Raw genomic sequence first — 22,120 nt, forward strand, 5'->3', positions numbered from 1 at the left:
ATGCCTACCCCGTCACAGCTGTTCGGCCCAGCCCCCACCACCCGGGAGGGCTGGGCCGACGCGCTGCTCGCCCTTGTCGCACCGGCCACGCGAACGGCAGCCACCGGGCCCGAGCGCATGCCGGTCTACCCGAGCATGAGCGACCGTGGGGCCGTCTGGTTCGAACTCGTCACCCGCCCGCTGTGGGGACTCGCCGGACACGCCGCCGGCGGCCTGTCCGGCGCGGACCGGCAGTGGGACGAACTGCGCCGCGCGCTGACCGCCGCCGTCGACCCCGAACATCCCTGGTACGTCGGCCGACCGGCCGACATGGACCAGCGCCTCGTCGAATCCGCCGCCGTCGGCTACGCCCTTGCCATCGCGAAGGACCGGCTCTGGGATCCCCTCACCGAACGGCAGCGGGAACAGCTCGCCGACTGGCTGTCGGCGGCGGCGTCGGCAACACCCTTTGACAACAACTGGTGTTTCTTCCCTGTACTCGCCGCCGTCGGACTGCGTTCGGTGGGCGTATCCGTGGACGAGGCGCGGGTGGCCGCGCACCTGGATCGCATCGAGGACTTCGCACTGCGCGACGGCTGGTATGCCGACGGGCCCGGCACGCCCGAGCGGCCCGGCTCCCGCGACTACTACGTCCCGTTCGGGTTCCATTTCTACGGGCTCCTGCTGGCGTCATTGAAAGCGGTCGACGACGAGCGGGGCCGGCGCTACCGGCAGCGGGCGACCGAGTTCGCGGCGCAGTTCCAGCACTGGTTCGCCGCCGACGGAGCCGCCGTGCCCTTCGGCCGCAGCCTCGGTTACCGGTTCGCCCAGGGCTCCTTCTGGTCGGTACTGGCCGTGGCCGACCTGCCCGCCGTCGACTGGGCCATCGCGCGCACCCTGGCGCAGCGCAACCTCGGCTGGTGGTGGCAGCAGCCGATCCTTGCCGAGGACGGCTCCCTCACTGTCGGCTACGCCTACCCGAACACCGGTGTCGTCGAGCAGTACATGGCCGGCGGGTCACCGTACTGGGGCATGAAGATCTTCGCGAGCCTCGCCGCGGCCGACGATCATCCGTTCTGGACGGCGACGCCCGCGTCGGACCTGCCTCCTCGCGTCAGCCCGCAACCGGCCGCGGCGATGATCCTCGCGCGGGACGCGGCGGGGGATGTCATCGCGCTCGCCGGGCAGAACGCGCCCGGCTGGAACCCCCGTGGCGGGAACGCCAAGTACGCGAAGTTCGCCTACTCCACCCTTGCCGGGTTCAGCGTGCCCACCGGCGAACCGTCCCTGGACCAGGGCGGCTTCGACAGCGCGCTGGCCCTGTCCGACGACGGCGAACACTGGCGCACGCGTTCCGCCGGAGAGTCCGGGATCGACGGCGAGACCCTGGTCGTGCGCTGGCGGCCATGGCCGGACGTGGTCGTCGACACGCGACTGCGGCACGTCGACGGCGGGCACGTCCGCGAGCACCGCATCACCACCGGGCGCCGGCTGTACACGGCCGAAGGCGCGTTCTGCGTACCGAAGACCGGCCTCGGGGCGACGCCCCACAACGTCACGGAGCGCCCCGGCCTGGCCCGGGCGACGGCCGACGCGACCGTCAGCGAGATCGTCTGCCTGGCCGCCGACGAGCCACCACGCGACGGCGTCGTCGTGCTACAGATGCCGGGCTCCCACCTCCTGCACCCGCGCACGGTCCTTCCGGCTCTTCGAGGCGTCCTCGATCCCGGCGAGCACACCCTGCGCTGCCGTGTTTCCCTCACCCGCCGGTGATGACACCGCCATCCGAAGGGTCAGCGGGTGGCGATAAAGATCGTTTTCTAGCACTGGAGCGTGCATGTCCACCAGACAGGTTCTCGTGTACACAGCGACCGCCGCATACCGGCACGAGTCCATTCCCGCCGCCGTCGCCGCCTTCGGCGAGCTGGGCGCCGAGCACGGCTTCAAGGTCCATGCCACCGAGGAGCCGCTGCGTTCCCTCGACGGGTACGACGCGGTCGTGTTCCTGTCGACCAGCGGCGAGGTCCTCGACGAAGCGGGCCGGGTGGCACTGCTCGATCACCTTGTGGGCGGCGGGGGATTCCTGGGCGTTCACTCCGCCGCCTGCACCGAGTACGAGTGGCCCGCCTACGGCGAACTCCTCGGCGCCAGGTTCGCCGGACATCCCCCGGTGCAGCCGGCCGTACTCACCGTCGACCGCTCGCACCCGGCCACCGCACACCTTCCCCGGCAATGGCACTGGACCGACGAGTGGTACGACTTCAGGACGCCACCCCGCGACGTCACTGTCCTGGCCACCGTCGACGAAGCGACCTACACCGGCGGCGGTATGGGCGTTGGCCATCCCCTCGTCTGGCACCGGCGCCACGGCCGCGGACGCAGCTTCTACACCGCGCTCGGCCATGCGACCGAGGCCTACGGCGACCCGGCCTTCCGGGCCCACCTGCTCGGCGCCCTGCGATGGGTCGCCTCCTGGCCGGAGGGAACGGAGCGTTTGCCGGGGCGTTCCATGTGAAAGGCGTCGGACGGCGCTCGGGCGACCTACAACGGACAGCGCTGCACCGCCTGACCCATCAGCGCGAAGGCATGCCCGAGTGCCTGCCACTCCCCGCAGGGGAAGGCGAACCGGCCACCCTGGCTGTCGAGTACGGCCGATCCGGAGCCAGGGTCGCGGGCCTTCTTCACTGTCCCGTCGCTCCTGGTTCGGCGTTCTGGCGAGGCGCGTTCTGTACGGCGAGGACGCGCACCCCGAGGATGTCCTGATCCTCCGTCAGAACACGCCAGCGGTGCGGGGTTCCGCCTGGGTAGAGCAGGCTGTCTCCGGCCGAGAGTCGGTGCAGTTCGCGGCCGTCGGGGCCCAGCAGGTCGACCTCGATCGCGCCGTGCACCACATAGAGGAACTCATCGCCAGGGTGGTCGTAGTACTCCTCGAAGTCGGTGGGTCCTCCCGTGTATTCGACCGGATGGACGGCGAATTGGGGTGCCCCGAGCATCCGGGCCGAGCCGCCGCTGTTGGCGACGGGGGTGCCGGTCCCTTCCCGTACGACATGGATGTCGGCGGGGGAGGTGGCCGAGTGCGCCAGCAGGGCCTGTTGGGTGGTGCCGAGTGCCTGGGCGATCCGGTGCAGCGAGGGCATGCTCGGGCGGGTCAGCCCGCGCTCCAGCTGGCTGAGGAAGGGGTGTGAAAGGCCTGCGCTGCCCGCGAGTTGGACAAGGGTGAGGCCGCGCTTCTTGCGCAGCCGACGGATCGCGTCGCCGAGCTGCTGGTCCGGATCGTCGGGGGGTTCGGTGGGGCGGTTTGGCATGGCGGAAATCCTAAGTGGTCACTTCGGAGGGGGATTTACTCCCGCGAAACACATGTCTCCTACGCTCAATGTTGATGTGACGAACATTCTAGGCGAGGAGCCCGAATGACCGCGACCACCGCCGACCGGCCTGCCACGGCCGGATTCCTCGATGCCATGGCCGCCCTCGCGGGCGGTGTCTGCGTGGTGACCGCTGCCGCGGCCGATGGCACGCCTGCCGGATTCACCAGCACCGCCGTGATGAGCCTCAGTCGCGCGCCGCAGCTGATGGCGATCGGCGTCCAGCGCGGCAGCCGCACCCTGCCGCTGCTTCAGGACGGCGGCAGGTTCGCCCTCAACATCCTTGCCGCGGGCGGCGAATCCGTCTCGCGGCGCTTCGCCGATCCGGCCGTCGACCGGTTCGCCGGGCTGGAGTGGACGACGGGAGAGGGAGGTGTGCCGCTGCTGCTCGCGCAGAGCACGTACGCCGTTGTGTGCCGCGTACGGGAAGAGGTGGCGGCCGGGGACCACCTGCTGCTGATCGCTGACATCGAGGAGATCATCCCTGGTCGGGGCGGGGCCGGCGCTCTCGTCCACCACGCCCGCCGCTACCACGGCATCGGCGCATGAGCGGGCGCGACTGGTTCTCCGTACAGGAGACCGGACCTGGGACCTTCCTCATCGCCGAGCCCGGGCACGTCAACAGCTATCTCGTCGTGGGCGACGACCTCGCCCTGCTGTACGACACCGGGATGGGCATCGGGGACATCGGGCGCGAGGTGCGCGTGCTGACCTCGCTGCCGCTGCTCGTCGTCAACTCCCACCATCACTACGACCACCGGGGCGGCAATGCCTCGCTCGTGGGCGAGGCCAAGGACTTCGCTGTCCACGAGGCGGGCGCGGACCTGCACGGCGAGCCCGCACCGCGCGAGTGGCTCGAGACGTACGAGCACATCGCCCAGGACATGCGACAGCGCTACATCGAGCTGAGCGCACTCTCCGCCGAGGGCTTCTTCCTCACCGATTCGCGGATCGAGGTGCGGCCCGTCCCCGAGCTGACCCAGTGGCGTATCGACGCGGTGCGACCGACCCGGCTGCTCAGGGAGGGGGAGCAGCTCGACCTGGGCGGGCGGAGGCTGCATGTCCTGCACACCCCCGGGCACTCGCCCGACGGCATCTGCCTCTGGGAGCCGGAGAGCGGCCTGCTCCTCGCCGGCGACACCCTGATCAGCGGCACCTTCTTCGCCCATGTGCCGGGCGCCGATGTACCGGCCTTCGCCGCATCGACCCGGCGACTTGCCGAACTCCCGGTCAGCACAGCCTTGTTGGGGCACAACCTCCGCCACCGTGAGGACCACCACTTCGTGGGACGGGTCGCCGAAGCTTTCGACCAGGTGGTACGCGGACGGACCCGCCCGGTCCGCCGCCAGGACATGTTCGGCGCGCCCGCGATGTGGCACGCCTTCGACGGCTTCGCGGTACTCACGGCACCGGAGAACGGGGACGTACGATGACGGCGACGGCACTGCTGCTGCGCGGGGCGCGGCTGCCCGAAGGGCAGATCCGGGACGTACTGATCGAGGACGGGCAGGTGTCGGCCGTTGCGCAGGCCGGTCAACTGCCCTCCGCATGCGAGGAGATGGACCTCTCCGGCTTCCTACTGTTGCCCGCCCCCGCCGAACCCCACGCCCACCTCGACAAGGCCCTCACCTGGGACCTGGCCGGTGCACCGCCCTGCGACCTGCCGGGGGCGGTCGCCGCCTGGCGCGGCTATGCCGAGCAGGTGACGGAGGAGGACGTGCTGGTCAGGGCCCGCCGCGCCCTGGACGAGCTGGTCGCCAACGGTGCGACCGCCGTCCGCACCCACGCCGACGTCCTGCCCGGCCCCGATCCGCTCCGGGGGCTGCGGGCGCTGTTGCGGCTGCGCGAGGAGCTGAGCGAGCGGGTTGCCCTGCAGATCGCCGTACTGCACATCGAGGCGCCCGACGAAGTCCTCGACGAGGCACTGGAGTTGGGGGCCGACCTGCTCGGTGGCTGTCCGCACCTCTCCGACGACCCGCAGGCCGCTGTCGCCCGCGCCCTGGCCATCGCCGAGCGGCACGGCGTAGGCGTCGACCTGCATGCGGACGAGAATCTCCGTCCGGACCCGAAGGATCTGCTGCTGCTCGCCCAGGCGGTACGGGAGCGGGACTTCACCCACGGTGCGACCGCCAGCCACTGCGTGGGACTGGGCGGCCTGGACCCGGCCGAGGCCGCCCGGATCGCCAAGGAGGCGGCGGCATCCCGGATCGGGGTCGTCGCACTGCCGCTCACCAACCTCTACCTCCAGGGCCGCGACACCCCTGCCCGCACCCCGCGCGGTCTGACCGCAGTACGCGCCCTCCTGGACGCGGGCGTGCCCCTGGCCGGGGGCGGCGACAACATCCGCGACCCCTTTAATCCGGTGGGCAGGGCCGATCCCCTGGAGACCGCTGGACTCCTCGTCGCGGCTGGTCACTTGAGGCTGCCCGAGGCGGTCCACGCGGTGACCACCGGCGCCCGCACGGTCCTCGGGCTACCCGCCGCAGGGCCGTACGAGGGGGCGATCGCCGACCTCCTCGCCGTACGGGCCGACTCGCTCTCCGGGGCCCTCGGGGCCTCGTACCCGGACCGGATCGTCTTCAAGGGCGGGCGAGCGGTGAGCCGTACCACGGTGATCCGCGAAGCGCTCTGACTGGTCCAGGGCGTAAACGCCCGGGACACCCTCACGAAACAATGAATGTTGATGCTACGAACATCAGTGAACGCTCCACCGGCCCACAGGAAGGAGTCGACGTGGCGACAGCAGTGCAGACGGCGCTGAGCTTCGTAGCCGTCGACAAGCGTTTCGACAGCGGGACCACCGCGCTCTCGGGAGTGGAACTCCACGTCGGCGCAGGGGAGTTCGTCGCAGTCGTCGGCCCCTCCGGTTGCGGCAAGTCCACCCTGCTGCGGCTCGCCTCCGGTCTCGATGCCCCCAGCGCGGGCGAGATCAGCACCCCGGGCGGGGACATCGGTTACGTCTTCCAGGACGCCACCCTGCTGCCCTGGCGCAGCGTCCTCGCCAATGTGGCGCTGCCGGCCGAACTGGCCGGCCGTCCCAAGGCCGAACGGCACGAGCGCGCCATGGACGCCATCCGTCTCGTCGGCCTCGACGGCTTCGAGGAGCAGTTGCCGGGACAGCTCTCGGGCGGGATGCGGATGCGGGTCTCGCTGGCCCGCGCGCTGATGATGCGCCCCGCGCTCTTCCTCTTCGACGAACCTTTCGGCGCGCTGGACGAGATGACCCGGCTTCGTATGCAGGAGGAGCTCCAGCGGATCTTCGGCGAGACGGGGTTCGCGGGTCTCTTCATCACACACTCGGTGACCGAGGCGGTCTTCCTGGCCAACCGGGTCGTGGTGATGTCGGCCCGACCTGGACGCATCACCGCCGAATTCGAGGTCCCGTTCGCCCACCCCAGGCCCGCATCGCTCCGTTACGAACCGGAGTTCGCCGCGATCGCGGGCGCGGTCTCCGGGGCCCTGCGAGGAGACGCCCAGTGACCGCGAACACCCCGGACGCCCCGGCCGCCGACGCGCCGACTGCCCGCGCCACCACGGACGCCCCGGCCGCCGACGCGCCGACTGCCCGCGCCACCACGGCTGCCCCGGCCGCCGATGTGCCGGCTGCCCGCGCCACCACGGCCGCCTCCGTCACCGTCGGCCCGAGCGGCGAACCGTCTGCCGCTTCCGAGCCGGCCGTCACCGGTTCGAGCGCTGCCGCTCCGGCCCACGAGGGGAAGACCCCCGTGCACCAGTCCGATGCTGCCACCGGCGCCACGGTCGAGACGTTCCCGGCCGCCGAGGCGTCCGTCCGCACACGCCGGGGCCCCGTCGCCCTGCTCGCGCCCATCGGCTCGCTCGCCGTCGCCATCGGCCTCTGGTACGCAGTGAGTTACCTGCTCCTCGCCCCCGCCCGCCGCTTCCTCGTACCGCCCCCGCACCAGGTCCTCCAGGTCGCCGTCCTCGACTGGACCCATCTGCAGCCCATGCTCCAGGCCCTTGCCCGCACCGCGCAGGTCGCTCTCGCCGGGCTCGCCATCGCCGCCGTCCTCGGCATCACCGGGGCCGTCGTGATGAGCCGCGCCCGCTGGCTGGAGCGCTCCCTCTATCCGTACGCCGTCATCCTGCAGACCGTCCCGATCCTCGCCATCGTCCCCCTCATCGGCCTCTGGTTCGGCTTCGGCTTCACCAGCCGGGTCATTGTCTGCGTCCTCATCGCCCTGTTCCCGCTGATCGCCAACACCCTCTTCGGACTGCAGTCCGTGGACCGCGCCCACCACGACCTCTTCACCCTCCAGAAGGCGAGCCGCTGGGACCGCCTGCGCAAGCTCGAACTGCCCGCGGCGCTCCCCGCCATCTTCACCGGGCTGCGTACCTCCTCCGGGCTCTCCGTCATCGGCGCGATCGTCGGCGACATGTTCTTCAAGCAGGGCGCGCCCGGTATCGGCACCCTCCTCGACGTCTACCGCTCACGGCTCCAGTCCGAGGACCTCTTCGCCGCGATCATCCTCGCCTCCCTCTTCGGGGTCGCCGTCTTCGCGCTCTTCACGTTCCTGTCCCGCCTCGCCGTCGGTTCCTGGCACGCGTCCGGCCGCAGCTGAGCCGGCCCCCACCCCCTCTCCGCTTCCTCGTCAGAGCCCCTCCCGGGAGACAGCCATGCCACTTTCCGTCAGAAGAAGCCTTGTCGCGGGACTGAGCGCCTCGTTCCTCCTCGCCGCCACCGGCTGCGGCGCCGGCGCCACCACAGCCGGGTCCGCTGCCGACCTCGAGCCCGCCCCCGCCGCCCAGCGCCTCGACAAAGTCTGCCCCGCCACCGTCGTCGTCCAGGCCGACTGGGAGCCCGAGGCCGAACACGGTCCGATCTACAACCTCGTCGGCCCCGGCTACACCGTCGACACCGACAAGAAGCGGGTCACCGGCCCGCTCGTCATCGGCGGCAAGGACACCGGCGTCAAGATCCAGGTGCGGGCGGGCGGTTCGGCCGTCGGGTTCCAGAGCCCGGCCTCGGAGATGTACATCGACCAGTCCATCACTCTCGGCATGGTCACCACCGACGGCGCCATCCAGGCGGCCGGCAAGCAGCCCGTCACCGCGGTCGCCGCGCTGATGAAGAAGAGTCCGCAGGTCCTGATGTGGGACCCCAAGACCCACCCGGACTGGAAGACCGTCGCCGACATCGGCAAGAGCGGCGCCAAGGTCGTGTACCGCGACGGTGAGGTCTTCGCTCCGATGCTGGTGGCGAGGGGGCTCATCAAGAAGAGCCAGCTGGACGGGAGTTACGACAGCTCACCGTCCCGTTTCGTCGCCGACCCCTCCATCGCGCAGCAGGGCTTCGCGACCGCGGAACCGTACATCTATGAGCACGAGGTCGCCGCCTGGAAGAAGCCGGTCAAGTTCCAGCTGCTGTCCGATGTCGGCTACACCGTCTACCCGGAGGCACTCTCCGTCCGCACCGGTGCGCTGAAGAAGCTCAGCCCCTGCCTGAAGAAGCTGGTCCCCGTCATCCAGCAGTCGGCCGCCGACTTCGCCGCCGCACCGGACACAGCGGTCACGCTCATCGACGACATCGTGAAGCAGTACGCCACGAGCTGGGTCTACTCCAAGGGCACCGGCCAGTACGCCGCCAAGGAGATGGTCAGGCTCGGCATCCTCGGCAACGAGGCCGACGGATCGATCGCGAGCTTCGACAAGAAGCGCGTCGCCGACTCCCTGAAGACCTTCGGGCCGATCCTCACCAAGGGCGGCGTCAAGATCCCGGCCGGCCTGAGCGCCGACGATCTGGCGACCAACGCATTCATCGACACCAAGATCGGAATGAAGTGATGGCCGTCGACCCCAAGGGCACGACCCTGTCCGCCGCCGAACTGCGCCGGATGACCGAACTGGTCGCGGACGATGAGATGGTGGGCGCCGACCCAGGTGCCACGCACCGCACCCCCGGCATCGACGCATTCTGTACGGAGGCTGCCGCACTGCTGGGCGAGGCTGCCGTCGTACGCGAGGACTCCGCCCTCGACAAGGCGTCCCGCGACTGGGCGCACATGTCGCCGATCCTCGCCGCCAAGCTCCCCGCCGGTCGCGCCGAGGTGGTGCTGCGCCCGTCCTCGTACGAGCAGATCCAGCCCCTGGTCGCCCTTGCCCACCGCCTGCGCATCCCGCTCACCCCGCGCGGCAAAGGCACCGGCAACTACGGCCAGGCGATCCCGCTGCACGGCGGCGCCGTCCTCGACCTCACCGGATGCGGACGCATCCTGGGCGCGGGCGACGGATGGATCAGGGCCGAGGCGGGCGCGAAGATGTCCGACCTGGAGGCGCATGCGCGCACGCTGGGCCAGGAGCTGTGGATGTTCCCCTCCACCTTCGGGACATCGCTCGGCGGCTTCCTCTCCGGTGGGAACGGCGGCACGGGATCGCTCGCCAACGGCACCAACGGGGACGGTTTTGTACGGGAGTTGACCGTCGTCCCGTGCACGGCGGAGGCCGAGCCCTTCACTGTACGCGGCGAGGAAGCACTCCCGTACATCCACGCCTACGGCACCACCGGCATCACCACGACCGCGACCGTCGCACTTCAGCCGGCCCGCGTCTGGACCGGCCTCTTCGCCTCCTTCGACACGTGGACCTCCGCCACCGCCGCGCTCGGCGACCTCGTACGCCTGGAGCCCGCCCCGCGCCTGGTCTCCCTCGACGAGCCCGGCCTCGTCGAGACCTTCGAGGCCGACCCGGCCCTCGACCCGGCCGCGCTGAGCGTCCGCGCGATCATCGAGGAGCAGGCCGAGGACGACGCTCGGGCGATCATCGAGAAGCACGGCGGCCGGGTGACGGAGGTACGTCCCGCGCCGCGCGGTCCCGCCCTCATCTCCTCGCTCTCCTTCAACCACCCCACGTACCACCTGATGAAGGCCGAGGACGGCTACTTCCACCTGGAGATCGGCGGCGACGTACTGCTCGGCGACCCGGCGGCGGTCAAGGCCGTCTTCCCCCAGACGGTGCTGCACCTGGAGGGAATGCGCTCGGGGACCGTCGGCATGCTGATGGCGCACTACCAGGACGAAGCCACCGTGTACGAGGGGATCGCCGCCCTGGAGGCACTGGGCGTCCGCGTCCATGACGTCCACAACTGGTACGTCGACCGGCGCCTCGACCTCGTCCGTGCCACCGCCCGCACCGCCGACCCGCTGGGACTGCTCAACCCCGGCCACCTCCTGGGAGCGCACTGACCATGGCCTTCACTCGCTTCACCGACCTCAGCGGACCGTCGGTCACCGACCTGTCCGCCGACACCGTGGCCGTCCTTCCCGTCGGCGCGATCGAACAGCACGGGCCCCATCTTCCCGTCGCCACCGACTACTTCATGGCGGAGGCGATAGCCAAGGGCGCCGCCCTGGCCGCATCCGACAGCTGCGACATCACGCTGCTGCCGGGCCTCGCCTACGCCAAGTCCGACGAACACGCCTGGTCGCCCGGGACGCTGTGGCTCAGCGCCTCGACGCTCTTCGCGGTACTGGACGACCTGGGGCGCTCTCTCGCCACGGGGCCCGTACGGCGGCTCGCGTTCCTCAACGCGCACGGCGGCAACAGTGCGCTGCTGGGAGTCGCTCTGCGTGAACTGCGCACCAAATACGGTCTGTTCACCTTTCTGCTGCACGCCGCGCTCCCCGCGGACCAGGGCGGCGCGTCCCCGTCCGGCGAGCTGGGTCTGGGGGTGCACGGCGGGCTGAACGAGACCGCGGCGATGCTCCACCTCCACCCGGAGACGGTGGACATGTCGCTGGCCGAGCGGAGTGTCCCCGAGCACCTGACCGCCTACGAGCACATCGGCTTCGGCAAGTCCGTCTCCTTCGGCTGGACGAGCGACGACTTCGGTACGGGCAACGGCGTCATCGGCGACCCCACCGGAGCCACCCCCGAACTCGGCCGCAAGCTCGTCGACACCGCCATCGCCAACAACGCGGCCGCACTGCGCGAATGCGCCCGCTTCCTGCCTTACGCCTGACCGCCTTCTTCTTGAACGCCTGACGCCGAGGACACCCGCCATGGCCATCCCCCCGCTCCACAAGCCGCTCAGCAAGATCACCGCCCACCACATCACCGCGGGCGACACGGTCAAGCTCGCCGTCCTCACCGGACCGGCCGACGGCTCACCGACCACCGTCGTCTTCGAGGTGTGGGAGCCGGGCGGCGCCCAGCCGCTCAACTGGCACCCCGAGTCCGTGGAGACCTTCGTGGTGCTCGCGGGCGAGGGCCGCGCGGTCAGCGACGAGCACGAACGCGACCTCGCACCGGGTGACGTCCTCGTCCTGCCCCTCGGCTCCAAGCACCGGATCACCAACACCTCGGCCACCGAGCGGCTCTACACCCTCACGATCATGTCCCCCGACGAGGGCTTCGCCGACCTGATCCAGCGCGGCCCCTGCGTGGTGCTCGACGACGCGGACCTGGCCGTCCTCGGAGCCGTCCGATGAGTACTGTGCCTTCCCGTGGGGCAACCCCCGGACCTCCAGCCGGACAAGCAGGTCGGCCCGCCTCGCCCCACCGCCCTCGTGGGGCGAACCGCAGCGAACTGCTCGACGCCTTCTGGTCGTACGAACAGGACCTCGGCGCCAATGACCTGGCGGGCCTCGACCACTGGTTCCTGGACGCCCCGGACACGGTGCGCGCCGAGGGTTCCATGGTGCTGACCGGGCATGCGGCCATCTCGGACTTCCGTCGCGGCCGCAGCGGGGGAGCGCCGGCCCGTACGGTCGAGCGCGTCCATGAGGTGCGGATCGCAGAGGACATCGCCGTACTGACCGCCGAAACACTGCGGGCCGGCGGGGCGCGCGGGATGCAGACACAGGTGTGGCGGCTGACGGGGGACGGCTGGCGGATCGCGGCCGCGCACGTCAGCGCGGTGCCGGATCCGGCGGCGGACGAGACCCCGGACCCCGCGGTGTGGCGGGTCGTGGGCGAGCCGCTGGTCGCCGGGGCGCAGGAGGGGCCGCTCGCCGGTGTACGTACTGCCGTCAAGGACCTCTTCGCCGTTGCCGGACAGCGGATCGGCGGGGGCAACCCGCAGTGGCTGGCCGATGCGCCGATGGAGCCCCGACATGCCGACGCAGTAAGGGAACTGCTCAGCGCGGGCGCCCAGCTCGCCGGGATCGCCCAAACCGACGAACTCGCCTTCAGTCTCGCCGGGACCAACATCCACTACGGCACCCCCGTCAACCCCGCCGCCCCCGGCCGGATCACCGGCGGCTCCAGCAGCGGCCCGGCGGCGGCGGTCGCCCGCGGTTGGGTGGATCTGGGGCTGGCCACGGACACCGCGGGCTCGATCCGGGTCCCCGCCTCCTACTGCGGCCTCTACGGCTGGCGCCCCACCCACGGAGCCGTCCCCACCGGCGGCCTGCTCCCGCTGGCCCCGTCCTTCGACACGGCGGGACTGCTCGCCCGGGACCCCTACCTGCTGCATACAGCGGCGAAGGTGCTCCTGCCCCGGGACGGCGAAGTCCCGATGACCACGCTTCTGGTCGACGACGCCCTCACCGCGCTCGCCGAACCCGAGGTCCGGGCATCCTTCGAGGCGGCATGCCGGGCGCTCTCCCTCCGCACCGGCCTGGACCTCGTACGGACCGACACCGGGATGGCCCCACACCTGGAGGAGTGGCTGCCCGCCTTCCGTACCGTCCAGGCGGCCGAGGCGTGGGCCGCGCACGGGGAGTGGATCGAGAAGCACCCGGGCGCGCTGGGGGCCGACATCGAGGCCCGGTTCGCCGCGGGGAGCCAGGTCACGGAGGACGAAGTGCGTGACGCCACCTACGGGCTCCTGTCCGCCCGTTCGGTCATCGTCGAAGCCCTCCCGCCCGGCACCGCACTCCTTCTCCCCGCCACGAGCAGCCCAGCCCCCCACGCCGATGCGACACCGGCCGAGGTCGAGACCGTACGAGCCGCAACCCTCCGCCTCACCTGCCTCGCCTCGCTCGCCGGGCTGCCCGCCGTCACCATGCCCCGGCTGCGGGTCCGCGACCTCCCGGTCGGCCTCTGCGCGATCGGCGCACCGGGCACGGACCACGCCCTCCTGGAGCTGACCCATGCATGAAATCGGCCCCAACTCCCGCAACTCCTGGCGCGCGGACGCCACACACGTCGACCTCCGCCGCCCGCAACGCCCGGCCCGCCCCGTGACCGTGGAGGCTCAGCCCCAAATCCTGACGCTCGACCTGGCCTCAACGGCGATCGTCGTCATCGACATGCAGAACGACTTCTGCTCGCCCGACGGCTGGCTGGCCTCTATCGGCGTGGACGTGTCCCCGGCCCGCACCCCCATCCCCGTACTCCAGCGGCTCCTCCCCGCCCTCCGGGCGGCCGACGTCCCCGTCGTCTGGCTCAACTGGGGCAACCGCCCCGACCGCGCGAACCTCCCACCCGGCGTCCTCCACGTCTACGACCAGGACGGAACCGGAGGCGGCCTCGGCTCCCAACTGCCCACCGGGGCCAGGGTCCTGGAACGCGACAGCGCGTCCGCCGACATCACCGCACCCCTCTTCGCGGCACCCGGCGACCTGCACATCGCCAAGTACCGCATGAGCGGCTTCCAGGACACAGAACTCGACAGCGTCCTGCGCAATCTCCGCGCCGACACACTCCTGTTCGCCGGAGTCAACGCCGACCAGTGCGTCCTCGCCACCCTCATGGACGCGGCGAGCCTCGGCTACGACGTGCTGATGCTGGAGGACGCGGTGGCCACCACCTCACCCGCGTACTGCATGGACGCCACCGTCTACAACGTCCGCCAGTGCTTCGGCTTCACCCTCACCGCCGCCGACCTCCAGGAAGCCCTGTGACCCTCCTCCAACCCCACCGGGGCCCCGTCGACGGCGACCACTACCTGCCCGCAGACCCAGCCGCGGTCCACTGGGGGCTGCTCCCCAACGCCCGCTCTAAGCCGGCCCTCTCGGTCCCCTCCGGCGCGATCGTCAGCCTCGACACCATCAGCCACGAGGGCATCCTCGCCGACCAGGGCCGAGACCCGGCCGCCTTCTTCGCCGCGGCCGGCATCCACGGCATCCTCCACGACACGGCCGAACTCGCCGCTTCCACCCGCCTTCACGACCCCGCCGTCCACGGCCCGCACGTGGTCACAGGACCCGTCCACATCCAGGGGGCCGAGCCCGGCGACGTACTCGAAGTGGAAGTCCTCCGCCTGCGCCGCCGCGCCCCTTACGGGGTGATCAGCAACCGCCACGGCAAGGGCGCGCTCCCCGGCGAATACCCCCAGGGCCCCGGCCCCGACCCGGTCAGCCTGGTCGCCACCGTCGACGACGACGGCCGTGGCCGCCTCCCCGTGGGCGACGGTCGCGACATCCGCTTCCCGCTCCGCCCCTTCCTCGGCATCATGGGCACCTCCCCCGCCACCGAGGCCCCGGTCCACTCGGTGCCTCCCGGCCCGCACGGAGGCAATCTCGACGTACGCCACCTCGGTGTCGGCGCCCGCCTCTTCCTCCCCGTTGCCGTCGAGGGCGCCCTCTTCTACGCCGGCGACCCGCACTTCTCCCAGGGCGACGGCGAAGTGGCCCTCACCGCCTTCGAAGCCCCTCTGCGCGCGACCCTCCGCCTCACCGTCCACCGCGACCCCGCCCTCCGCCGACTCGCATCCCGCCTGCGCGCCCCCTTCGCAGAGACCGACACCGAGCACATCGTCATGGGCCTGGACACCGACCTCGACGAGGCGATGCGCCATGCCGTACGCGACGCCCTCACCCTCCTCGACGAGCGCTTCTCGGTCCCCGGCCCGGTTGCCCTCGCCTACCTCAGCGCGGCCGCCGACTTCCAGGTCTCCCAGGTGGTCGACATCGTCAAGGGCGTCCACTGCCGCATTTCCAAGGCGGACCTGACCCTCTGACGCCACACTGCTCGCGCTCTGCCCGGGGGAGCGAGCCTGGATCCCAGGTCCCGATCGCAGGCGACATCACGCCGGTGCACGAGCGGATCGAGCGGGAACGCGGCATCCCCGCCGAGCACGTCGTCGTCACCGCGACGCACTCCGCCGGCGGCGGTCGAGAACGGTCAGCAGGAGGACCGCGAGGCCCGCCGCGACCAACATGATGCCGAGGGTGTGCAGGCAGCCGGCGCAGAGCCATCGCCATGGCGATCGCGGTGACCGGGATGTTGATCAGGAAGGCCCAGCGCCGGCCCGCGGCGCTCACCAGCAGTGCGCCGATCGGAGGGCCGACGGCGGCTGGGGCCATGCCCGCGATGGCCATGCCGCCGAGCACCCCGCCTGGCGGCGCGTCCAGGCCGGCCTCCTCGGCGCGCGGCGCCGGATGAGCGCGACGCCGTGGTCGGCGGTTCCGAAGGCGCGGGCGGTGGCCGGCCCCAGGCCGGGGCCGGCGCCGACGAGAACAAACGTGGTCACGGTGAGTCCTTCGCGGGGGCGTCCAGGGCCGGGCAGCAGGCGCCCGGACCCGGGCGCCGGGGGTGGGTCAGGGTGTGAGGAGGGCCTTGATGGCGCGGCGCTCGTCCATCGCCTTGTAGCCCTCGGCGACCTGCTCCAGCGGCAGGGTGAGGTCGAAGACCTTGCCCGGATTGATCCGGCCGGTCAGGACCCCGTCGATCAGGTCGGGCAGGTAGCGGCGCACGGGGGCGGGGCCACCACGCAGGCCGACGTGGGAGAAGAACAGCTCCTGGCCGTCGATGGCCACCTCGTGGGGGACGCCGACGAAGCCGACGTTGCCGCCGGGCCGTGCCGAATGCAGGGCCTGCTGCATGGCCTGGGCGGTGCCGACGCACTCCAGGACCGAGTCGGCGCCGATCCCGTCGGTGAGGTCCTTGACGCGGGCGATGCCCTCCTCGCCGCGCTCGGCGATGATATCGGTGGCGCCGAACTCCAGCGCGAGCTTCTGTCGGGGTTCGTGGCGGCTCATGGCGATAATCCGCTCCGCGCCCAGTTCCTTGGCCGCGATCACACCGCACAGACCGACCGCACCGTCGCCGACCACCACAGCGGTGGAGCCGGGCTTGACCTCGGCGGCCAGGGCGGCGTACCAGCCGGTGCCCATCACGTCGGAGACGGCGAGCAGACCGGGCAGGAACTCATCGGCCGGCTGCCCGTCGGTGGCGACCAGGGTGCCCTGCGCGTTGGGGATACGGACGTAGTCGGCCTGGCAGGTGCTCATGAACTCGCGGTGCAGGCAGTTGGACTGCCAGCCGTTACGGCAGTTCGCACAGGTGTTGTCCGAGGTGGCGAACGAGCCGACGACGAACTGGCCCGGCTTGACCGAGGTCACCTCGCTGCCGACCTCCTCCACGATGCCGACGTACTCGTGCCCCATCGGGTGGGGCTCGTCCACCGGTTCCAGGCCCCGATAGGCCCACAGGTCCGAGCCGCACACACAGGTGACGGCCGTGCGGATGATGGCGTCGGTCGGCTGGAGGATCTTCGGGTCGTCGAACGTCTCGAAGCGCACATCGCCGGGGGCGTGGATCACTGTTCCGCGCATGAGGGGTTCCTTCCGTGCTGAGGCGGCCGGCACGGGGGGCGATACCGGCAATCACCGAGTGCAGTTGCGTGCCGAGAGCACAAGGACGACGCCCGCGTGCCCGGGGCTGGGCCTCCCTTTCCCTGTCTTCATCGCTGCGGGCCGGGAGTGCCACGTCATCCAGGTAACCGGCTTTCCGCGCGGGCAGCGAGTCACCAGCAAGGGGTGTGCTGCCAGCTCACCCTCGCGTTCGAGGGTCTGGAAAGGGCCGCCGAACCCGGCCTCACCCTCACGATCCATGCCGCCGAACCCGGTTCCCCGTCCGAAGAGGGACTGCGCCTGCTCGCCTCCTGGGCCGCCGCACAAGAGGCCGACACCCCCACACAGCCGCCCACGGCCGAATGATCACCCCGTTCCGGGGCCCATGGCTCGGCATCCAAAGCTGGTGTCCAACGCTGGGAACGTGTTACCGAACGGACGCAACACCCGCTGTGCGGCGCTGCCGGTCGAGCAGAGCGGCGGCTCCACAAGGCCCCCGCGTGGCTTGCGACGCGATGCCCGGTCCGGTCATCGGGCCTACGTTGGTGGCATGGCAGTGATCACCGCTGGAAGTCCGGGAGCGCAGGCTCGGGCGGGCGTCGTGGACGTCCTGACGTCGGCCGTGCTGTTCGTGCTGTCCGTGGTGGCGGTCTCGGTCGTCCATGACGAGCACCGGCTCTCCTTTCGGTGGCCCGCCGTGCTGCTCCTCGGGGTCAGCTGCTTCGCGCTGATGTGGCGCCGCCGCCACCCCTTTGGCGTACTCGTCGTGTCCGTCGGCTGCGCGGGGGTTCTTCAGGGGCTCGGGTTCCGGGAGGGCCCGCTGGAGACGAGCCCGGTCATCCTGTCCGTCTACACCGTCGCCGTGTGCACCGACCGGCGTACAGCCTGGACCACAGCGTGCGTGTCGGCGGCCGTGGTGGTGGGAGCGGCCATGGTGTCCGATCCCCACACATGGGTGTCCCCGGACAATGCGGCGATGCTGGCATGGACGGCTCTGCCGGCCGCGGTCGGGGACGGGGTGCGATCACGCAGAGCCTATGTGGCGGCCGTGGAAGAACGTGCGGAGCACGCGGAACGCACCCGCGAGCAGGAGGCTCGTCAGCGGGTGGCCGACGAACGGATGAGGATCGCACGTGAGTTGCACGACGTCGTGGCTCACCACATCGCCCTGATCAACGCCCAGGCGGGTGTCGCCGTGCATCTCGTGGAACAACGACCCGAGCACGTACTCACCGCCCTGGAGGGCATCCGCGACGTGAGTCAGTCCGCGCTGGACGAGTTGCGGGTGACCGTGAGCCTGCTCCGGCAGCCGGATGAGACCGCCGCGCAGCGTGATCCGACGCCGGGCATGGCTCAGGTAGCAGCCCTTCTGGTCTCTTTCGAACGTGCCGGGCTCGCCGTCAAGCAGACGCTGAGCGGCGTCCCCGAGCCCCTGGCGCCGGCGGCCGACCTGGCGGCGTACCGCATCGTTCAGGAGGCTTTGACCAACGTGCGCAAGCACTCGGGTATGGACCACGCCCGATTGGACCTGTGCTACCGCCCGCACTGGCTGACGATCACGGTGGAGGACGACGGGGACTCGGAACTCTCTGGCTCCGACTCGGGGACTGGCCACGGGCTTATCGGGATGCGAGAGCGGGCCGGCACCGTGGGAGGCAAGGTGCACGCGGGACCCCGCTCCGAGGGCGGTTTCACCGTGATCGCCGAACTCCCGCTGCTGTCCGGCATCAAGGAGCGCGATGTGGCATCGAACGGCATCGACGAGGAGGATGAGCGTGACGATTCGTGTCCTGCTCGCCGATGATCAGGCCTTGCTACGGGGCACCTTCAGGATGCTGTTCGATTCCGCGGACGACATGGAAACCGTGGGCGAAGCCGCCAACGGCAGGGAGGCCGTAGAACTCTCGGGTGCGTTGCATCCGGACGTTGTCCTGATGGACATCCGCATGCCCGAGATGGACGGCCTCGCCGCCACGCGACTGATCAGTGAGTCCGAAGGCCTCGCCGGGGTGAAGGTCCTGATCCTCACCACCTTCGAGGACGACGAGCACGTAGCCGAGGCGCTGCGCGCGGGGGCGAGCGGCTTTCTCGGCAAGGGTGTACGGCCGGAGGTCCTGCTCGACGCCGTCCGGACGGTGGCCGCCGGTGAGGCCTTGCTCTCGCCGGTGGCGACCCGCGCGTTGATCTCCCGATTTCTGGCGCAGCCCGAACTGTGTCCGGCAGTCGTCCAGGAACGCCTGGAGTATCTGACGCCACGGGAGCGCGATGTGATGTGCCTGGTGGCGCTGGGCCTTTCGAACGATGAGATCGCCGAACGTCTGTTCGTCAGCCCGCTGACCGCCAAGACGCACGTCAACCGGGCCATGACCAAGCTGGCGGCACGTGACCGGGCCCAGCTCGTGGTCATGGCCTACCAGTGCGGCCTGGTCAGCCCGGCGGCGGAAGCCTCTCGTCCACGGCGGTGAAGATCGCACGGGGCAGGCCGGGACGACGTCGGCCGTAGGGTCAGGCATCGCCTACCACGGATGTGGTAGGCGCGATTCGCTCCAGAGGGACGACGCGCGACCGCCCCAGCTTCGGCGACATTGGACCTGTGAACGGAACCAGGCCCGAGAGCCCGCAGTGCCCCTGCCGCACGTCCGGCCCTCGGTCCGCCGTGGCGCTGCGGGCTCATTCCGCAGCCCACTTCCGCCTCATCGTGCCGTAGCTGCGCGCCCCTGCGGCGCGTGCCGCAGCCCAGAGAGGACGTCTCGACATGTTCAGCTCCCTCCAGGAATGCCACACCGCCCGTGAACGACTGGCCGGATACGCACTCAACGCACTCGTCAAGGAAGAGGCCGGTGCCGTCACCGCCCACTTGGCGACCTGTTCCGCCTGCCATGACGAGCACTACTGCCTGGCAGCCGTGGCGGCTCATCTGGTTCCACTCCGGGAGGCACTGGCCGACGCATCGCGCCGCCCAAGGCTCGGCCGACGCCGCCCGGCACGGACCACGCCCCTCACGCTCGCACAATGGGGCAACTCCAAGGCGTGCGCAGCGGCGAGGTGAAGGCAGCCAGGGCTTCCGCGTACCCCTCTCGACGACGCGCGACTGGGCGGAGCGTCAGCAGGGCCCGAGGGGCGGGCGTGGATCAGGTCCGGTCTTCTGTTTGTGGCCTGCGCCCGGGCCCGGGACGGGCTCTACGTGTCGTGGTCCGGCAGGGCTCTCGAGTACGTACCGTCCGTCAGGCGTCCCGCTCCGACGAGGCCAACCCGACGAACCCCGCCCACGCCTCACGCGACACACGAATGACCGGTCCGGCCACGGCCTCGGAGTCCCGGACGTGCACAACTCCCGTACTGGCGGCGACTTCGAGCTCATCGTGACCGGAGTCCTCTGCCTGATCGGTGCCGTGGCCGCCGTCGTCGGCGTCAAGAGCCGCGCCGAGGAGGCGAAGGACGGCAAGGAGGACGTAGTGATCGCCGCAGCTCACTGAGCGCCGGCGCACGCGTGAGAGCGGCGCTGCCGGGGCGTGTCCGGCCCCGGCAGCGCCGCTCCGTCGGCGGCGGGCGGCGTTGTCCTCCTGTCCGCCGGGCTTGCTACTTCGCGGCGGGTTCCGGCGCGCCGCCCCGCTCGGTGGCGGAGGGTGCGGCCGGTGACTGAGCGGGGGAGCGGTCAGGGCGGACGCCGATCATGCCGACGGCGGTAAGGACCGCGGCCAGAGCGGCGGCGATGCCGCAGATGAGGAAGGCGTTGCTGTAGCCGCTGCCCAGGGCGTCCAGGGCCAGACCGTGCGCCGCGGATCCAGGGGCGCCGGACGGCAGGCTGTTCACGGCGATGGGCCCTCCGGCCTCGGCGATCGCGCGTGCCGCCGCTGTCTGACTGGCCGGCAGGTCCGTCCCGGACAGGTTCGCCGCGAACGCCGACCCCGCGTTGCTGAGGGCGACCGCGCCGACGACGACGGGGCCGAGGGCGAAGCCGAGGTCGCGCAGCATGTTGGTGGTGGCGCTGGCCATGCCCGCCAGGTTCGGGGGCACGCTGTTCAGCGCCACGGCCGTCACCGAGCTGACGGTCAGGGCGAAACCGATGCCGATCAGCAGGGCGGGCGTGACGAACGCGCCGAGTCCCGGGTCGGCGACGTCCAGCCGGGTGCACAGCAGGCAGCCGATCGCCATCAGGACGAACCCGGAGGTCAGCAGCCAGGCCGCGGCGACCCGGTGGAGGAGCCGGGAGACGATCGGGATGAGCAGGAAGGCGGGTCCCTGGAGGAGCAGGAAGGGGATCGCGACGCGGATCGGGTCCTGATGCTGCACGGGCCCCAGCCACATGCTCGTCGCGAAGCAGGCGCCGAGGAAGGAGAACATGCCGATGACCGCGACGACGGACGACACGGTGAAGGCCCGGTTGCGGAACAGGGTCAGGTCGAAGATCGGGGATTCGGCCCCCAGCTCCACCACGACGAACCCGGCGAGGAAGCATGCGCCGAGGACGAAGGCGAGTATGACGGGAAGCGTGGTCCAGCCTGACTCGGGACCCTCGACGGCGCCGTAGAGCACCAGGACGATACCGGCGGTGAAGGTGATCTGACCGGGTATGTCGAGCTTGCGGCCCTCGGGAGCCTTCGACTCCGTGGCCAGCACCAGGGTGAGCACCATGCTGACCAGGGCGAGTCCGACGAGCACCCAGAAGGAACCGCGCCACGACCCGATCTTGGCGAACATGCCGCCGAGCAGAGGTGAGACGGCGGCACCGGCGGACAGGAAGCCGCTCCAGACCGCCACCGCGTGCGCCCGTTGCCGCAGGGTGCGGGTGAAGGCGGTGTTCGCGGTGAGCGAGCCGGGGAACATGGCGCCGGCGCCCAGTCCGTTCAGGGCGGCGCCGATCCACAGCACCTGGACGGTGGGTGCGAGCGCGGCCACGGCGCTGCCCGCGGCGACCAGGGCCGTGCCGGCCGCGACGAGCCTTCGCCGTCCGAAGAGGTCACCGAGGACGCCGAAGGTGAACTCGAAGCAGACCACGGCGACCATGAACGCGGCGGTGATCCACGTGAGTTGGGATCCGTGGGTGTTCAGGTCCTCCTGGAAGAGCCCGTTCAGCGAGGCCGGCAGCGCGTTCGCGACCTGGGCCACGAAGACCGCGCAGCAGGCGGCAGCCAGTGTCCCCGCGTAGCCCGGTGTCCGGACGGCCCCCGCGGTTGGGCCCTGGGACATCGTCGTCCCGTTGTTGAGCGTCATTGCTGTTCTCCCTGGCTGGGAAAGATGGGCGTCCCTGGAAGCGGGAGCCTTGAGAGCGTGGAAGGGCTCGGCTCTGCGTGCGCGGTG

22 protein-coding genes and 2 pseudogenes are annotated in these 22,120 nt (G+C 70.9%); 19 read left to right on the forward strand and 5 right to left on the reverse strand.

Features of this window, described 5'->3' with window-relative positions:
* Window positions 1-1,752: a DUF2264 domain-containing protein gene (locus ABT114_RS27830; RefSeq protein WP_351145617.1), complete on the forward strand. Its 1,752-nt coding sequence runs from the start codon at window positions 1-3 to the stop codon at window positions 1,750-1,752.
* Window positions 1,753-1,816: 64 nt separating this feature from the next.
* Window positions 1,817-2,494: a ThuA domain-containing protein gene (locus ABT114_RS27835; RefSeq protein WP_351145618.1), complete on the forward strand. Its 678-nt coding sequence runs from the start codon at window positions 1,817-1,819 to the stop codon at window positions 2,492-2,494.
* 26 nt (window positions 2,495-2,520) lie between these two features.
* Here ABT114_RS27835 and ABT114_RS27840 read toward each other — a convergent pair whose 3' ends face one another.
* Both ABT114_RS27840 and ABT114_RS27845 read right to left on the reverse strand, forming a co-directional pair.
* The gene (locus ABT114_RS27840; protein ID WP_351145619.1) at window positions 2,521-2,664 is read right to left on the reverse strand and encodes a hypothetical protein; all 144 of its coding nucleotides are present in this window, start codon (window positions 2,662-2,664) and stop codon (window positions 2,521-2,523) included.
* Window positions 2,661-3,284: a helix-turn-helix domain-containing protein gene (locus ABT114_RS27845; RefSeq protein WP_351145620.1), complete on the reverse strand. Its 624-nt coding sequence runs from the start codon at window positions 3,282-3,284 to the stop codon at window positions 2,661-2,663. The genes ABT114_RS27840 and ABT114_RS27845 overlap by 4 nt, the downstream gene beginning before the upstream one ends.
* A gap of 105 nt (window positions 3,285-3,389) precedes the next feature.
* Here ABT114_RS27845 and ABT114_RS27850 point away from each other — a divergent pair, with 105 nt between their 5' ends.
* From ABT114_RS27850 to ABT114_RS27905, 12 genes are all read left to right on the forward strand, one after another.
* Window positions 3,390-3,893, forward strand: coding sequence for a flavin reductase family protein (locus ABT114_RS27850; RefSeq protein ID WP_351145621.1), 504 nt, complete (start codon window positions 3,390-3,392; stop codon window positions 3,891-3,893).
* Window positions 3,890-4,777: an MBL fold metallo-hydrolase gene (locus ABT114_RS27855; RefSeq protein ID WP_351145622.1), complete on the forward strand. Its 888-nt coding sequence runs from the start codon at window positions 3,890-3,892 to the stop codon at window positions 4,775-4,777. Before ABT114_RS27850 ends, ABT114_RS27855 begins: the two co-directional genes overlap by 4 nt.
* Window positions 4,774-5,976: an amidohydrolase family protein gene (locus ABT114_RS27860; protein ID WP_351145623.1), complete on the forward strand. Its 1,203-nt coding sequence runs from the start codon at window positions 4,774-4,776 to the stop codon at window positions 5,974-5,976. The genes ABT114_RS27855 and ABT114_RS27860 overlap by 4 nt, the downstream gene beginning before the upstream one ends.
* Window positions 5,977-6,077: 101 nt before the next feature.
* On the forward strand, window positions 6,078-6,824 hold the full coding sequence (locus ABT114_RS27865) for an ABC transporter ATP-binding protein (RefSeq protein WP_351145624.1): 747 nt from the start codon (window positions 6,078-6,080) through the stop codon (window positions 6,822-6,824).
* Entirely contained in the window at window positions 6,821-7,924 is a 1,104-nt protein-coding gene (locus ABT114_RS27870) for an ABC transporter permease (protein ID WP_351145625.1), read from the forward strand. Before ABT114_RS27865 ends, ABT114_RS27870 begins: the two co-directional genes overlap by 4 nt.
* Before the next feature lie 55 nt (window positions 7,925-7,979).
* Window positions 7,980-9,146 (forward strand): substrate-binding domain-containing protein, encoded by a 1,167-nt coding sequence (locus tag ABT114_RS27875; protein WP_351145626.1) that lies wholly within the window; start codon window positions 7,980-7,982, stop codon window positions 9,144-9,146.
* Complete coding sequence (locus ABT114_RS27880) at window positions 9,146-10,543, forward strand: FAD-binding oxidoreductase (RefSeq protein WP_351145627.1); 1,398 nt, start codon at window positions 9,146-9,148, stop codon at window positions 10,541-10,543. The genes ABT114_RS27875 and ABT114_RS27880 overlap by 1 nt, the downstream gene beginning before the upstream one ends.
* A 2-nt stretch (window positions 10,544-10,545) precedes the next feature.
* Window positions 10,546-11,319: a creatininase family protein gene (locus tag ABT114_RS27885; RefSeq protein ID WP_351145628.1), complete on the forward strand. Its 774-nt coding sequence runs from the start codon at window positions 10,546-10,548 to the stop codon at window positions 11,317-11,319.
* A 40-nt stretch (window positions 11,320-11,359) separates the two neighbouring features.
* Window positions 11,360-11,788, forward strand: coding sequence for a cupin domain-containing protein (locus tag ABT114_RS27890; protein ID WP_351145629.1), 429 nt, complete (start codon window positions 11,360-11,362; stop codon window positions 11,786-11,788).
* A complete protein-coding gene (locus tag ABT114_RS27895) occupies window positions 11,785-13,401 on the forward strand; it encodes an amidase (RefSeq protein ID WP_351145630.1) in 1,617 nt (538 codons plus the stop codon). Before ABT114_RS27890 ends, ABT114_RS27895 begins: the two co-directional genes overlap by 4 nt.
* Complete coding sequence (locus tag ABT114_RS27900) at window positions 13,394-14,146, forward strand: cysteine hydrolase family protein (RefSeq protein WP_351145631.1); 753 nt, start codon at window positions 13,394-13,396, stop codon at window positions 14,144-14,146. Before ABT114_RS27895 ends, ABT114_RS27900 begins: the two co-directional genes overlap by 8 nt.
* Window positions 14,143-15,204 carry an acetamidase/formamidase family protein gene (locus ABT114_RS27905; RefSeq protein ID WP_351145632.1) on the forward strand — a complete coding sequence of 354 codons (1,062 nt, stop codon included), beginning with the start codon at window positions 14,143-14,145 and terminating at the stop codon, window positions 15,202-15,204. Before ABT114_RS27900 ends, ABT114_RS27905 begins: the two co-directional genes overlap by 4 nt.
* Before the next feature lie 580 nt (window positions 15,205-15,784).
* Here ABT114_RS27905 and ABT114_RS27910 read toward each other — a convergent pair.
* Window positions 15,785-16,801 (reverse strand): zinc-dependent alcohol dehydrogenase family protein, encoded by a 1,017-nt coding sequence (locus tag ABT114_RS27910; protein ID WP_351145633.1) that lies wholly within the window; start codon window positions 16,799-16,801, stop codon window positions 15,785-15,787.
* Window positions 16,802-17,017: 216 nt separating this feature from the next.
* Here ABT114_RS27910 and ABT114_RS27915 point away from each other — a divergent pair.
* From ABT114_RS27915 to ABT114_RS27930, 4 genes and pseudogenes are all read left to right on the forward strand, one after another.
* Window positions 17,018-17,185: pseudogene (locus ABT114_RS27915) on the forward strand (transcriptional regulator); the annotation flags it as partial.
* A 184-nt stretch (window positions 17,186-17,369) separates the two neighbouring features.
* Window positions 17,370-18,623 (forward strand): sensor histidine kinase, encoded by a 1,254-nt coding sequence (locus ABT114_RS27920; protein WP_351145634.1) that lies wholly within the window; start codon window positions 17,370-17,372, stop codon window positions 18,621-18,623.
* The gene (locus tag ABT114_RS27925) at window positions 18,595-19,284 is read left to right on the forward strand and encodes a response regulator (RefSeq protein ID WP_351145734.1); all 690 of its coding nucleotides are present in this window, start codon (window positions 18,595-18,597) and stop codon (window positions 19,282-19,284) included. Before ABT114_RS27920 ends, ABT114_RS27925 begins: the two co-directional genes overlap by 29 nt.
* Window positions 19,285-19,574: 290 nt before the next feature.
* Window positions 19,575-19,868 carry a zf-HC2 domain-containing protein gene (locus ABT114_RS27930; protein ID WP_351145635.1) on the forward strand — a complete coding sequence of 98 codons (294 nt, stop codon included), beginning with the start codon at window positions 19,575-19,577 and terminating at the stop codon, window positions 19,866-19,868.
* Between the two features lie 175 nt (window positions 19,869-20,043).
* Here ABT114_RS27930 and ABT114_RS27935 read toward each other — a convergent pair.
* Window positions 20,044-20,187, reverse strand: a pseudogene (locus ABT114_RS27935) (DUF397 domain-containing protein); the annotation flags it as partial.
* Between ABT114_RS27935 and ABT114_RS27940 the strand changes: the two are divergent.
* Window positions 20,143-20,295, forward strand: coding sequence for a hypothetical protein (locus ABT114_RS27940; RefSeq protein WP_351145739.1), 153 nt, complete (start codon window positions 20,143-20,145; stop codon window positions 20,293-20,295). The pseudogene ABT114_RS27935 and the gene ABT114_RS27940 overlap by 45 nt on opposite strands.
* Before the next feature lie 103 nt (window positions 20,296-20,398).
* On the opposite strand, the gene ABT114_RS27945 is transcribed toward ABT114_RS27940, so the two are convergent.
* Entirely contained in the window at window positions 20,399-22,033 is a 1,635-nt protein-coding gene (locus ABT114_RS27945; RefSeq protein WP_351145636.1) for an MFS transporter, read from the reverse strand.
* Window positions 22,034-22,120 lie beyond the last annotated feature (87 nt).

Origin of the sequence: Streptomyces sp. NPDC002088, assembly GCF_040296605.1 — a bacterium.
Lineage (GTDB): Bacteria > Actinomycetota > Actinomycetes > Streptomycetales > Streptomycetaceae > Streptomyces.

Bases quoted from the DNA above. Each gene is read 5' to 3' on its own strand.
- ABT114_RS27830 (WP_351145617.1), top strand. From the start codon at position 1: ATGCCTACCCCGTCACAGCTGTTCGGCCCAGCCCCCACCACCCGGGAG.
- ABT114_RS27835 (WP_351145618.1), top strand. From the start codon at position 1,817: ATGTCCACCAGACAGGTTCTCGTGTACACAGCGACCGCCGCATACCGG.
- ABT114_RS27845 (WP_351145620.1), bottom strand. From the start codon at position 3,284: ATGCCAAACCGCCCCACCGAACCCCCCGACGATCCGGACCAGCAGCTC.
- ABT114_RS27850 (WP_351145621.1), top strand. From the start codon at position 3,390: ATGACCGCGACCACCGCCGACCGGCCTGCCACGGCCGGATTCCTCGAT.
- ABT114_RS27855 (WP_351145622.1), top strand. From the start codon at position 3,890: ATGAGCGGGCGCGACTGGTTCTCCGTACAGGAGACCGGACCTGGGACC.
- ABT114_RS27860 (WP_351145623.1), top strand. From the start codon at position 4,774: ATGACGGCGACGGCACTGCTGCTGCGCGGGGCGCGGCTGCCCGAAGGG.
- ABT114_RS27875 (WP_351145626.1), top strand. From the start codon at position 7,980: ATGCCACTTTCCGTCAGAAGAAGCCTTGTCGCGGGACTGAGCGCCTCG.
- ABT114_RS27880 (WP_351145627.1), top strand. From the start codon at position 9,146: ATGGCCGTCGACCCCAAGGGCACGACCCTGTCCGCCGCCGAACTGCGC.
- ABT114_RS27885 (WP_351145628.1), top strand. From the start codon at position 10,546: ATGGCCTTCACTCGCTTCACCGACCTCAGCGGACCGTCGGTCACCGAC.
- ABT114_RS27890 (WP_351145629.1), top strand. From the start codon at position 11,360: ATGGCCATCCCCCCGCTCCACAAGCCGCTCAGCAAGATCACCGCCCAC.
- ABT114_RS27895 (WP_351145630.1), top strand. From the start codon at position 11,785: ATGAGTACTGTGCCTTCCCGTGGGGCAACCCCCGGACCTCCAGCCGGA.
- ABT114_RS27900 (WP_351145631.1), top strand. From the start codon at position 13,394: ATGCATGAAATCGGCCCCAACTCCCGCAACTCCTGGCGCGCGGACGCC.
- ABT114_RS27910 (WP_351145633.1), bottom strand. From the start codon at position 16,801: ATGCGCGGAACAGTGATCCACGCCCCCGGCGATGTGCGCTTCGAGACG.
- ABT114_RS27920 (WP_351145634.1), top strand. From the start codon at position 17,370: ATGGCAGTGATCACCGCTGGAAGTCCGGGAGCGCAGGCTCGGGCGGGC.
- ABT114_RS27930 (WP_351145635.1), top strand. From the start codon at position 19,575: ATGTTCAGCTCCCTCCAGGAATGCCACACCGCCCGTGAACGACTGGCC.
- ABT114_RS27945 (WP_351145636.1), bottom strand. From the start codon at position 22,033: ATGACGCTCAACAACGGGACGACGATGTCCCAGGGCCCAACCGCGGGG.